Raw genomic sequence first — 12,556 nt, 5'->3', positions numbered from 1 at the left:
AGAATCTGAGGTAAACGATGTGGGGCAGATCGCAGAGTATGCGATCTGCCCCACAGTCGTTTTCGTGCTGGTGTTACGAACCGATCCGGGAGCCGTCCTTCTTCCAGGCTGCGATTACCGACGGGCGAGGCTGTGAGGAACCACCGTCGGGCCAATGGGATGCGGGGCTTTCGATGCTGGCGTCGTCGGTCTCGCCGGGATGCTGGACGCAGACGATGACGCGCTTCTCGTCGACGATGGGACCGCAGGTTTCGGCGCCGACGGGAACGGTGAGGAACTGTTTTGTCTCACCGCGATTTTCGCCTTCGAGGACAACGCTGAACAGTCCGTCGTTGGACTTGAGTGCATTGCCGTCAGTGGAGATCCACAGGTTTCCGTGTGGGTCGAAGGCAAGGTTGTCCGGGCACGAGATGGGGCTGACCTTGCTCTTGTCGAAGCCGCCGAAGTAGGTGTCGGCTGTGGCCGGATCTCCGCACACGAGAAGAAGATTCCAGCCGAAGGTAGTGCCGGCGTGGTCGTCGGTGATTTCGAGGACCTGGCCGTTCTTGTTGTTGTTGCGCGGGTTCGCCTCGTCGGCCGCTGCGCCGCCGTCGACGCCGCGCTTGGTGTTGTTGGTCAGGGCGACGTATACCTTGCCGCTCTTCGGGTTTGCCTCGAAGTCTTCGGGGCGATCCATCTTCGTTGCTCCGACCTTGTCGCCGGCCTGACGGGTGAAGACGGCTACCTCTTCGGCGCTCATGCCGTCGACCAGCGATTCGCCCTTGCCGTCTTCGCCCGTGCGCAGGATGGCTACCCACTCGCCGGTTCCGTCGAACTTGCCGTCCGAGGGGAGCTTGCCGCTGCCGTCGATCTCGCCGGCGGAGTTTCCGCTGAGCTTTGCGACGTACAGGGTTCCGGCATCGAGCAGAGTCATGTTGTGGCGCATGGCCGCTTGGCTTGTGCCGCTCTGCATCTTTCGGCTGGAGACGAACTTGTACATGTAGTCGAAACGCTCGTCGTCGCCGCTGTAAGCCACGACGGTGCCGTCCGATGTGATGTAAATGGTGGCGGCTTCGTGCTTGAAGCGGCCGAGGGCGGTGTGCTTGACGGGAGTTGAAGACGGGTCCCAGGGATCAATTTCAACGACGTAGCCGAAGCGGTTCACCTCGTTGGGTTCTGCCACCAGATCGAAGCGCTTGTCGAAGCGTTCCCACTTACGTTCGGAAGCGGCGCCGGCCAGGCCGTATCGCTTCAGTTGCGCTGCGACGACGGGATCAGTGACGGCCTCGGCGTTTGCGAAGTACTGGTTGAAGTTCTCTTCGCCGGAAAGTACGGTGCCCCATGGTGTTACGCCACCTGAACAGTTGTTGAGCGTGCCCAGAACTTTGGTGCCGGTCGGATCGGCGCTGGTCTTGAGGAAATCGCTGCCCGCGGCGGGACCGGTGACGAGGAATTCGGTTGTCGCGGTGATACGACGGTTGTTGGATCCGATTTCCGGAACCAGTTTGCCGCTCCCGGAGTCGCCCTTGACCTGTACGACGGAGAGTCCATGGCTGGCCCAGCCGATCTTGACCTGTTCCTCGGTGGGGTTTTCGGCGTCGTAGCCGCGGAACATGGCCGGTTCCGTGGAGTACTCGTGGTTGACCACGAGTAGGTAGGTGTTGGGCTGACCCTCGACGGGCAGGAGCCCGGCGAAGTCGTTGTTGAATCCGAACTGCAGAGCCTGCGCTGCCGCGGTCTGGTTCTCGAAGTCGAAGGCCGGTGCTCCCGCGAGAACAGCGTCACCCCAGCGGATGACGACGCTCTGTTCATACCCCTCGGGGACGGTAACTGCATCCGCTTTGTTGGGGGCTACGGCGGTGAAGTTGGTGCCCGCCGGTGTGCCGGCGCCGCCGCTGCTTCCTGCCGATCCGGTCCCTGGGGCGGCTTCCGCTGTTCCGTCGGAGCAACCGGCGAGCGCGCTACCTGCTCCGACGGCCAGCACTGCCATGCCGCTGCCGCGCAACATTCCGCGTCGGCTCAGGGCTGAGCGGGCGATATCGCGGAAGTACGCACCTTCCGAGGTGTTGGGCACCTCGTGTGAGCAGGCGTTTCCGCACTTGTACTGGCAGGTGATCGACGCGCGTGAAGACAAACCGTCGTGTTTGACAAACAGTGCCAAAGGCTTGATAGCCACCGTGAACTCCCGAAATTCGATGAATGGTCTCGGGAACCGTAGAAGCCGTAAGCGAGGGTAAAGGAAAGTCAAAATGAACGGCAGAACAATGAGGCGACCCTAAAACGTGGGCCGACCATGACATTTGTCATCGCAGATTCATGACGGTGTCACTCAGTCCGATGACGCCTCGCACTGTTTTTGCAACTGCCGGCCCGCGAGGCTGGAAGCATGAGAGAACCGCATGAAGGAAACTTCCTGACCGACCTGATGGAACTGGGGCCGGCGCCCACCATGGCCGTTCGATGTGCGATCGAGTTGCGCGGCTGGAACCGATCGGGGGCTACGCGATGAAGGGCGATCCGGTCATCGAGGTTGACGCCATGTCTCGACGTTACGGCTCCGGAAAGGGCGCGTTCTTCGCGGTCCGCGATCTCGAACTGACCGTCGCGGAGGGGCAGCTATTCGGACTCCTCGGAACTAACGGCGCTGGAAAGACGTCCAGTCTCGAAGTAATCCAAGGGCTTTCGAGGCCGACGGACGGATCGGTGCGTGTTCTGGGTATGGATCCGGTGCGGGAGCGCCGTGAACTCCGCCCGAGTTTGGGCATCATGCTCCAAAAAGGCGGCCTCCCTCAAGATCTCACTGCTCGCGAGAGCTTGTCGATGTGGGCTGGAACCTGTTCGAACCCCCTGCCGGTCGACGAGGTGCTCGAGCGAGTCGACATGCGAGATCGTAGCGACACCCGCGTGAAGTTCCTCTCGGGCGGCGAAGCGCGGCGACTCGATTTGGCCTGTGCCATTATCGGTCAGCCGCTCGTACTGTTCCTGGACGAGCCGACGACGGGTCTCGACCCCGAAAGTCGGCGTAATACTTGGCAATTGATCGCGGAACTGAAAGCTTCCGGCGTCACCATCATGTTGACGACGCACTACCTGGACGAGGCCGAGTCGTTGTGTGATCAGTTGGCGATCATGCACCGGGGAACCGTAGTGCGCAGTGGAACAGTTGCCGAGGTGGTTGCGGATCATCCCGCGCAGATCAAGGTGCGTAGGCCGGATCTCCTGCTTCCGAACTTGCCCGGTGCCGAGATGCGCGTCGAAGGCGACTCTGTGGTCATCACTACTGCCACCGTGCAGGAAACGCTCACCGATCTCCTGATCTGGGCTCAGCACAACAACGTGACCTTGTCCGGTCTGGATGCGCGGGCTGCATCTCTCGAGACCGTATTTCTCTCCATAGCAGATCAATTCGACCATCACGTCAATCTTGAAGGGGCGTCGGCATGAACCGCATTGCAACTCTCTCTCGTGCAGAGTTCACCCTTCTGGGCCGAAACCGACTGTTGCTCTTCAACGCCATCGTCCTGCCATTGATTTTCCCGATCGGGATTCTGATCCTCTCGCGCGAAGACGGCTTGTCCGACACCGCGGTAGCGTCGGGCCTCGAGGTATTTGCTCTTTTTCTGCTCGTGTTTGTCGTGTTCTACAACCTGCTGTCGGTGTACTCGACCCGGCGCGACGAATTGGTGCTCAAGCGTCTGCGCACCGGGGAGTGCAGTGACGCCGAGATCCTGGCCGGCCCAGCAGTGCCGTCGTGGGTGCTGACGGGCCTGCTGACGGTCATTGTCGGTATCGCAGTAGTGGTTCTGGGCGGGCGGGTGCCGGTCAATCCCGTGCTGGTGCTGGTGGCGTTCATCGGTGGCGCTGCCGTCTTCACCGCATTGGCTCTCATCACCTCCGCAGTAACGCGTAATGCCGAAGCCGCGCAGATCACGTGCATGCCGATCCTCATTCTGGCGACCGCGGGTATGTCGAGCATCAGAAATGTCGTGCCGGACAATATCGCTCGTGTCCTCGATTTCACGCCGATGGCCGCGGTTCTCGATCTCGTGAATCTGGGATGGGTGGGGCGTACGTCATCCGAACTGGCCGACGAAGGCGCCGTGGCAGCGAGCTTTGCGGACACGTTTGTCTCGGCTGGTCAGCCATTATTGGTTCTGGTCGCGTGGATCGTCGGGTCGGTTCTGATCGCCAATGTGCACTTCCGTTGGGAACCGCGCTCCTAGCTCGGTGCTCCTAGAACTTCGCGCTCCCAGAACTCTGAGAAGGTAGTAGGCATGATTGCGGAGCGCTTCGGACGCTGGAATCCGACCCGAACATGGCAAACGGCGTCCAGCGTCGACAAGGTTCGCCTGTACACCCGGCAGTCGTTCTTTGTTCTCGGAATCTTCTTCGGGATCTTCGGCGGTATCACCGAAGTGGGAATGCACCGCTACCTCGGAGCGCTTTTTGTCGTGATCTGTGCGGCCGCAGCAGTTGTCGCGGTGGATCGGATTCCCGAGTTGGGTGGTACCAAAACCGCATCGGTGAAGGTGCCGGTGGTGGTCATGACCCTTGCGGCGCTGTGTTCTGCGATTACCGCCTTACCAGCTGACGACGTGGGTCAAGGTACGTATTTCTGGCTTGCGATGATCGTCCCGGTGCCGTTTGCGGCATTGGTGTCGTGGCGCTGGGTGATGCTGGGAGCGGCTGTCGCCGGCGGCGTGTGTGTACTTGCCGGGCGACCCGAGATCGGCATCCTGGTGGTATGCGTGGTGGGTTTCATGACCTTCACGGTGCAGCTTTCGGCGTGGCTTCTGCGGATGGTCACGGAACTCGACGAGGCGCGCGGCGCTGCAGCAGCACTGTCGGTAGCCGAAGAGCGCCTGCGCTTTTCGCGTGATCTGCATGACGTGGTGGGTAGTGCGCTGTCGGCAATTGCGGTGAAAAGTGATCTGGCAGCGGCATTGTCGCGTCGCGGCGACGATCGTGCAGCGCAACAGATGGACGAAGTGCGTGATCTTGCGCAGCAGTCCCTGGCCGAGGCGCGGGAGTTGGTGCGCGGCTACCGATCCATTGCTCTGGCGTCGGAACTGGCGGGTGCACGGTCTCTGCTCGAGGCGGCGGGAATCACTACCGACATCCGCGGATCCGCAGATGCCTTGCCCATCGAATTGGCCGAAACGGCGGCCTGGGTCGTCCGTGAAGGCGTGACGAACATCTTGCGTCATTCTTCCGCGCAACGGGCTGTTATCGAGGTGACCGGTGAATCCGTGTCGATCGAAAACGACGGTGCCGCGAAGCAACGGGCAAGTGACGGTACGGGTGTGAGCGGGCTACGTGAACGCGTCGTCGCTGTTGGTGGCATCCTCGAGGTCGCACATGGTGAAGACACCTTCACGCTGGCCGCACATTTTTCTTCCCCGATTAAGGAGTCTCGGTGACCGAGCCGATCAAGGTATTGCTTGCCGACGACGAGAATCTGATCCGATCCGCACTTGCGATGATGCTCTCGCTCGAGGACGACATGGTTGTTGTGGCAGAAGCAGAATCGGGAGAGGCGGCCGTCATTGCCGCGTCGGAACTGCAGCCTGACGTTGCTGTTCTGGATCTTCAGATGGCCGGTATCGACGGGATCGAAACGGCGCAGCAGATTGCACAATCCGTACCGGGGTGTGCGTCGATCATCGTGACGAGCCACGGCCGTCCTGGCTACCTGAAGAAGGCGCTCGCGGCCGGTGTCCGCGGATTCCTGCCCAAGACGACCTCTGCAACTACCCTCGCGGAAGTGGTTCGCAGCGTTCACTCCGGTGGGCGGTACGTCGACCCGTCGCTGGCCGCCGAAGCAATCGGCGCCGGCGATTCACCGCTGACGCCGCGGGAAGCGGATGTGCTCGAATACGCGGCCGACGGGGCATCCATCGAGGAGATCGCGTCCCGCGCACACCTGTCGGCGGGGACCACACGCAACTACTTGTCTTCAGCCGTCACCAAACTCGGTGCGGCCAATCGACATGAGGCTGCGGTGATCGCCCGCCGACAGGGGTGGATCTAGGGCCTGCGGCCCTTACAGCACCTGCGACAAGAACGCCTGCAAGCGTTCCGTTTCCGGATCGTCGAAAAGCTGCTCCGGAGTTCCTGTTTCGACAACGGCACCACGATCCATGAACAGCACCTTGTCGGAAACGGAACGCGCGAAGCCCATTTCGTGAGTCACGACCACCATCGTCATACCGGATTTCGCGAGGTCTGCCATGAGGGCCAGCACTCCCTTGACCAGTTCAGGGTCGAGGGCCGAGGTCGCTTCGTCGAAGAACATGACCTCGGGTTTCATGGCCAACGCCCGGGCGATGGCCACACGTTGCTGCTGGCCGCCGGACAGGTTGCCCGGACGAGAGTCCGCTTTCTCGCGCAGGCCCACCAGTTCGAGCTGCTCGAGGGCCAAGGCGCGAGCCGCGTCCTTGGACAGTCCCTTGAGTTTGTTCGGGCCTAACGCGATGTTCTCGGCCACCGTCTTGTGCGGGAACAGGTTGAAGTGCTGGAACACCATGCCGATGCGCTGACGCAACGCGTCGGGGTTGTCTTTCAGAACGGACTTCCCGTCGAGAAGGACGTCGCCCTGCTCGGGCTCGTGCAGGCGGTTCAGCACCCGCAAGAGCGTCGACTTACCCGAGCCGGACGGCCCGATGACGGTGACGGTGTTGCCGGCGTCGACGTGGAGGTTGACGCCCCGCAGGACTTTGTTGGTGCCGAAGGACAGGTGCAGGTCCGTTCCGGTGAGGGAGACGGATTTCAGTTCAGAGCTGGTCATGTCCTCAGCCCCTTTCCACGACGATGGCCTGCTCGAGCGGATCCAACGTGCCGGAAGTGTCGGCGCGTCCCGTCCGGAGGCGATGGTCGATGTAGTTGACGAGGTGGGTCAGCGGGATGGTCAGCGCGAGGTAGAACAGACCGGCCGCAACGAGAGGCGACAGGTTTCCGGTCTGCGCGTTGAGGTCGCGTCCCACGGCAAAAAGTTCGCGCTGTGTGACGAGCAGTCCGAGGAAGTAGATCAGCGACGAGTCCTTGATCAGCGAGATGAACTGATTCATCAGCGCCGGCAGAACGCGTCGTACACCCTGAGGAATGACGACAAGCGACATGGATTTGCGGTAGCTGAAGCCCAACGCGCGGGAGGCTTCGAGCTGGCCCGGTTCGACGCTCTGGATTCCCGATCGGAAGATCTCGCCGATGTACGCCGACGCAAGTAGTGACAGCGCCGCGACACCCAGCCAGTACGGATTGCTCCCGGTGATGTCCTTGACGATGGGGCCGACGCCCAAGCCCACGATCAAGATGATGACGACGGCGGGCAGGCCGCGGAAGATGTCCGTGTAGACGCGTGCGGGCCAGCGCAGCCAACGCGTCCGTGAGATTCCCGCGACTGCCAGCAGCATGCCCAATACGGTGCCGATAACGCCGGACGCGAGCGCCAGAATGATGGTGTTGGGCAGACCGGTCTTCAGCAGATCCGGGAAGGCTTGCTTGTACAGCTGCCAGTCGAAGAACGTGTCCTTGAGTTGCTGGAACGTCGACTTGGGCTGGTAGGTCGTCGTCTCGTCTGTAGTGGCTGGCTTCTCGGCGGCGAGGGCGGCGAAGTCCGGCAACTCAGGCGTCGCAGCGGCCTTGGAGCCGGGTTTCCAGCCTTCGGGAAGTTCACGCGGAACCCAGTCGGAGTACAGCTCCGCCCAGGTTCCGTCGGCGATGACGGCGTCAAGACCAGAATTCAGGGCGTCGATGAGCGGCTGATTTTCCTTGTTCACTGCCCAGCCGACAAAGTTGTTCACGGAAAAGGTGTTCTGGATGATCGACGTGGGATCACCCGGGGCGATCGCACCTTCGGCCTGCTGTGACGGCGCTACCCAGGCGTCGATCTGGCCGGATTTGAGGTTCGCGTACGCGGTTGCGTAGTCGGGGAACTTCACCGGATCGAGCTTCAAGGTGTTGACGACGTAGTCGTCCTGAACCGTTCCCTGCACGACGCCGATGCGCTTCGACGCGTCCAGATCACCGAAGCCGGTGATGGGGCTGCCGTTGGGAACTACGAGGGAGAAGTAGCCGAAGTCGTAACCGTTGGTGAAGCCGACGGTATTACGACGCTCGTCCGTGGTGGTGATGGACGAAGAGCCCACGTCGAAGCGGCGTCCGGCGACCTGAGCGAGCAGCCCGGCAAACTCGGTGCCGACAAATTCGACCTTCAGGCCCAACTTGCCTGCGATGGCTTTGAGGAGTTCGTTGTCGTATCCGGTGTACTGATTCTCGGAGTTGACGCAGATACTCGGAGGCGCGTCGCCAAGCGTGCCGACGGTGATGACGCCGGGTTTGATCAGGTTGAGTTTCGAGATGTCGATCTGATCGATCGGGGTGACGGTGGCTGTGGTGTATCGGTCTTCGGCGCCCGCACCTGCGGCTGCGTCCAGGTTTGTGGGCGCTGCGGTTGCGGCTCCCACTCCGGGAGGCGCGCACAGGTCTGTGGGGGCTGCCGATGAATCCGAACCGCTCGAGCACGATGACAGAGTGAGTGCCAAGAGTGCGGTGAGGAGCAGTGCCACCACCAAGCGGATCTTCGCTGCGACGGAGGAAAACATGCGAGCAGCGTAGTCCTAACGGTAGCGATCTCCGGTCGGAAAACTTCCGGGAGGTTCTGGACATCATGCGTCTGCACTGGGCGCACGCATTCAAATCAGCGTGATTTTAAGTACCAACAGGTGCGGGGAATGATCAGACCGTCATGGACAGAGTATCCATTGCTTCGGCGAGCCTCTGCAGGTGAGCCGGCGGCGATTCGATCAGCGGAAGGCGCACGCTTGCATGCGTGATGGTCCCGAGTTCAGTCAGGGCAGCTTTGGCCATTACCGCACCTTGCGACGTGCGCATGACGGCGTCCACGATGTCGAGAAGCGATCTTTGGACAGTGTTCGCGTAGCTGAGATCGCCACTCTTGACGGCTTGAATGAGTTCGGCGTTGCGGTGGGCCAGGAAGTTACCCACGACGCTGACCACCCCGGCGGCGCCACAGGCGAGGTAGGGCAAGTTGAGTTCGTCGATACCGCAGTAATAGGCCAGCGGTGTCCGGGCCATGACGGTCATCGCTTCGAAGAGGTCCCCCTTGGCATCCTTGACCGCCCGGATCCGGGGGTGGTCGGAGAGTTCGATCAGTGTGGCGGCTTCCATCGCGACGCCGGTGCGGGCGGGAACGTCGTAAAGCATGACGGGCAGTTCGGTGGCGTCTGCAACCGCGATGCAGTGAGCCACGATTCCGGCCTGAGTTGGCCTGGAGTAATAGGGACAGACGAGCAGCAAGGCATCTGCTCCAGCGGCCTCGGCGTCACGCGCACGCTGAATGCTGTCTGCAGTGTTGTAGGTCCCGACACCGGCGATAACCCGAGCCCGATTCTTCGCCTGGGCGTTCACCGCGCTGATTAGTTGTGTCAGTTCGGCGTCGGTCAGGGTGGGCGACTCGCCGGTGGTCCCACCGACGACAATGCCGTCACAGCCGGTGCTCAAGAGGTGGTCGACAAGCCTGGTGATGCCGGATTCGTCAAGCGTTCCATCAGGGCGCATCGGCGTCACCATTGCGACGAGGTTGGTGCCGAACAGTAGTTCGGCGCGGTGCGGCGAGTTGGTCATGATGTGATCGTGCCTTCGCCGATACCTTTGGTCCAGCGATGGTTTTTTCGCGATATTGCGTAACCTTGCTTCATGATCGATGTCGGAGCTTTGCGCGCACTGCGGTCGGTAGCCGCACTCGGGACGCTGGTGCGCGCCGCTGAGGAACTCGGATTCACAGCCTCGGCGATATCGCAGCAGATCAAGAGGCTCGAGCGGCAAGTCGGTGTGCCGGTGCTTGCGACTGCGGGCCGCGGAGTTGTGCTCACCCCCGCCGGTCAGGCCATCGTGGACTCGGCGCCTGACGTGTTCGACGCACTGGAGCGTTGTGTCGAAGCGGCACAATCGGTTTCGATTGGTTCGCCGCGCGGTGTACTACGTGTTGTCGCCTTCTCGACTGCAATCCGAGGGCTGCTGGCGCCGGCGATCGTGCGATTGGCCACCGAGTGCCCGGACCTACAGGTGCACGTCACCGAGCAGGACCCAGACCAGGCGATCCACAGCGTCGACGCCGGAACAGCCGACTTTGCGGTTGTTCACGATGCCGACGGATTGCCGCCCGCGCTCCCCTCATCACTGGCCGAGCGTCACCTGCACACCGATGTCGGTGATGTCGTGATGAATCGGACGCATCCGCTTGCTCAGCTCGACCGGCCTCTGACCAGTGCAGACCTGGTGGGCCACGCGTGGGTGACAAGTCCGCCGGGGACCGTGTGTCACCAATGGTTTCGACGGTTGTTCGCCGACATTGCCGAAGACACCGACGTGCGACATCTGGTCGACGATTTTGCCACGCAGCTGTCGCTGGTTTCTTCCGGCGAGGTGATCGCGCTGATTCCTCGCCTTGCCCGTCCGCCCTTCGGGGAAGAGTTGGTGTCCCGTCCGCTGGCGCGGCCGCCGAAGCGTGAGGTGCAGGCAGCGTGGCGGCGCAGCGCCGATTCCAGCCCGGCGATCCGCGTCTTACTCGCCGAGCTGGATCCGGCAACTACCGTCGCCAATGTCTCAGGGGATCAACGCGACTGACTCGCTGTGACCGTCACCGAGTGGGTCGTCCCACGTGGTCCACACGTCTGGACCGAGTTCGATCTCCGCTGTGGTGAGTAGGCAGGCGTCGAGTTCTGTGCGCAGTCGAGTCGGATCGATGCCCTGGCCGATGAAGACAATTTCTTGTCGGCAGTCGCCGACGGGTTCTTCCCACTTGTCGAGGATCCCCGAACGACGGTAGTCATCGGCGGGCCAGAGATCGTCGGACAGAAACTTCCACCATCGCCCGACGTACCCGTGCCGGATGAGATGCCCGGCCTGGGAAACACTCCCGATTTCGGTGAACCGGGCGGCATTCCAGTAGTAGCCCTTGGCGCGAAGAAGGTTTCCGTTGGTCCACTCACTCGAGAGGAACTCGTGTAGGCGCCCTGGATGGAAGGGTGCGCGCTCGCGGTACACCACCGAACCGATTCCGTACTCTTCCGTCTCGGGGGTGTGTTCACCTTGGAGTTCCTGCAGCCAGCCAGGGGCCTGCGCAGCCTTCTCGAGAGAGAACAACCCGGTATCGAGAATCGTGTCGAGTGGGATTCGGCCTTTAGTCATCGGCAGTATCGCGGCAGTCGCGTTCAAGGATCGGAGCACGGCGGTCAGTTCGATCAAGTGTTCTGCCGCAACGAGATCGGCTTTGCTCACCAGGATGACGTCGGCAAATTCGATCTGATCGACAAGCAGATCCGCGATATCTCGTTCGTCTTCCGGTGCATCGGCTTCGACGCGACCTCCAGCGGCGTAATCACGGAGAAAACTGTGGGCGTCGACGACGGTCACCATCGTGTCGAGCCGGGCGATGTCCGCGAGAGCGTGACCGTCGGTGTCGATGAAGGTAAACGTTTCGGCGACGGGAAGCGGTTCGGAGATGCCCGAAGATTCGATGAGAAGGTAGTCGAACCGACCGTCGGCGGCCAGGGCGCTGATCTCCGCGAGGAGGTCCTCTCGCAGAGTGCAGCAGATGCAGCCGTTGGTCATCTCGACCAATTTCTCCTGGGACCGGCTCAGCGAGATCTCGCGTTCGACTTCTGCACTGTCGATGTTGATTTCGCTCATGTCATTGACGATCACCGCCACTCGCCGGCCCTCCCGATTACGCAGGATTTCGTTGAGTAGCGTCGTCTTCCCGGCGCCCAGGAAACCTGACAGCACCGTGACCGGAAGTCGTGTGTCCATGATTTCCAGTGTCCTTCCGAATGAATGATATCGCTGTGATCAGGCGGCGGTCATGCAAAACGCTGTGATCGCATGACCGCCGCCTCGCATTGCTCGAGGATCAGGCCGCCGGCTCGAGGTAGCCCTCGAAAAGGTCGACCACGACGCTGCCGCCATCGGTGTCGCGCCCGAACAGTTCCTCCGCTGCAAACTTCACGTGGTACGTGGGTTCTTCGCCGCCGTCGTTGCGCCCGTGACCGATTGCGTCGGGAAACGGCCACTTCTCAGTGGTCCGATGGGTGATGGTTCCCACCCGTCCACGGCAGTACGCGGGCATTCGAACATGGCCGGGAACGTACTCGTCACGCACGCGTACTTGCTGACCGACCTCGAAGGTGGTCGTGTCGGTGGGTGCCGGTCGTCCTTCGGATTCGCTGGGCCGTGACAGCGGGAACGGCCCCCCGGCAAGGGTTTCGAGCTCGTCCTGCGTCAGGATCCCCTTTTCGACCATCAGCGATGCGACGCCGATGACGTACCGCTCGTAGTACGGGGTCATCATGTAGTGGCGGGGCTCCATCCGCTCGACGACGTATCGAACCTCATCGACGCTGAAGGCGCCGAGTTCGGCGACACCGGCGAACATCAGGCTGTACGGCAGATGTTCCCACTCCGCGTGAAAAGTGGGGCCGATGTCGGCGTTGACGGTATGCGGGACTTTGCCGAAGCCTTGAACTCCGGCAAGATCGTGTACTCCATCCATGGGTGT

The 12,556-nt window shown here is 61.8% G+C and carries 11 protein-coding genes; 5 read left to right on the top strand and 6 right to left on the bottom strand.

Features of this window, described 5'->3' with window-relative positions; translation table 11 throughout:
* Positions 1-73: 73 nt before the first annotated feature.
* On the bottom strand, positions 74-2,155 hold the full coding sequence (locus FFI94_RS30585) for a PhoX family phosphatase (protein WP_138871139.1): 2,082 nt from the start codon (positions 2,153-2,155) through the stop codon (positions 74-76).
* 329 nt (positions 2,156-2,484) lie between these two features.
* Between FFI94_RS30585 and FFI94_RS30580 the strand changes: the two genes are divergently transcribed.
* Genes FFI94_RS30580 through FFI94_RS30565 form a run of 4 tightly spaced genes read left to right on the top strand, consistent with a single transcriptional unit; the run spans position 2,485 to position 6,010 of the window.
* Positions 2,485-3,423: an ABC transporter ATP-binding protein gene (locus tag FFI94_RS30580; RefSeq protein ID WP_138871138.1), complete on the top strand. Its 939-nt coding sequence runs from the start codon at positions 2,485-2,487 to the stop codon at positions 3,421-3,423.
* Complete coding sequence (locus FFI94_RS30575) at positions 3,420-4,202, top strand: ABC transporter permease (RefSeq protein ID WP_138871137.1); 783 nt, start codon at positions 3,420-3,422, stop codon at positions 4,200-4,202. The genes FFI94_RS30580 and FFI94_RS30575 overlap by 4 nt, the downstream gene beginning before the upstream one ends.
* Before the next feature lie 51 nt (positions 4,203-4,253).
* Positions 4,254-5,399, top strand: a complete 1,146-nt coding sequence (locus tag FFI94_RS30570) for a sensor histidine kinase (protein WP_138871136.1) — start codon at positions 4,254-4,256, stop codon at positions 5,397-5,399.
* A complete protein-coding gene (locus FFI94_RS30565) occupies positions 5,396-6,010 on the top strand; it encodes a response regulator transcription factor (protein WP_138871135.1) in 615 nt (204 codons plus the stop codon). Before FFI94_RS30570 ends, FFI94_RS30565 begins: the two co-directional genes overlap by 4 nt.
* A 12-nt stretch (positions 6,011-6,022) precedes the next feature.
* Here FFI94_RS30565 and FFI94_RS30560 read toward each other — a convergent pair whose 3' ends face one another.
* From FFI94_RS30560 to dapA, 3 genes are all read right to left on the bottom strand, one after another.
* Positions 6,023-6,766 carry an amino acid ABC transporter ATP-binding protein gene (locus tag FFI94_RS30560; protein WP_138871134.1) on the bottom strand — a complete coding sequence of 248 codons (744 nt, stop codon included), beginning with the start codon at positions 6,764-6,766 and terminating at the stop codon, positions 6,023-6,025.
* Between the two features lie 4 nt (positions 6,767-6,770).
* Positions 6,771-8,582: an ABC transporter substrate-binding protein/permease gene (locus FFI94_RS30555; protein WP_138871133.1), complete on the bottom strand. Its 1,812-nt coding sequence runs from the start codon at positions 8,580-8,582 to the stop codon at positions 6,771-6,773.
* 133 nt (positions 8,583-8,715) lie between these two features.
* Positions 8,716-9,624, bottom strand: coding sequence for a 4-hydroxy-tetrahydrodipicolinate synthase (dapA, locus tag FFI94_RS30550; RefSeq protein WP_138871132.1), 909 nt, complete (start codon positions 9,622-9,624; stop codon positions 8,716-8,718).
* 72 nt (positions 9,625-9,696) lie between these two features.
* Between dapA and FFI94_RS30545 the strand changes: the two genes are divergently transcribed.
* Complete coding sequence (locus FFI94_RS30545; RefSeq protein WP_138871131.1) at positions 9,697-10,626, top strand: LysR family transcriptional regulator; 930 nt, start codon at positions 9,697-9,699, stop codon at positions 10,624-10,626.
* Here FFI94_RS30545 and FFI94_RS30540 read toward each other — a convergent pair.
* Both FFI94_RS30540 and nthB read right to left on the bottom strand, forming a co-directional pair.
* On the bottom strand, positions 10,606-11,814 hold the full coding sequence (locus FFI94_RS30540) for a GTP-binding protein (RefSeq protein ID WP_138871130.1): 1,209 nt from the start codon (positions 11,812-11,814) through the stop codon (positions 10,606-10,608). The genes FFI94_RS30545 and FFI94_RS30540 overlap by 21 nt on opposite strands.
* A 97-nt stretch (positions 11,815-11,911) precedes the next feature.
* Positions 11,912-12,550 carry a nitrile hydratase subunit beta gene (gene nthB, locus FFI94_RS30535; RefSeq protein WP_138871129.1) on the bottom strand — a complete coding sequence of 213 codons (639 nt, stop codon included), beginning with the start codon at positions 12,548-12,550 and terminating at the stop codon, positions 11,912-11,914.
* Between the last annotated feature and the right edge of the window lie 6 nt (positions 12,551-12,556).

Origin of the sequence: Rhodococcus sp. KBS0724 (genome assembly GCF_005938745.2) — a bacterium.
Lineage (GTDB): Bacteria > Actinomycetota > Actinomycetes > Mycobacteriales > Mycobacteriaceae > Rhodococcus_F.
This window is presented reverse-complemented; position numbering and strand designations above follow the sequence as displayed.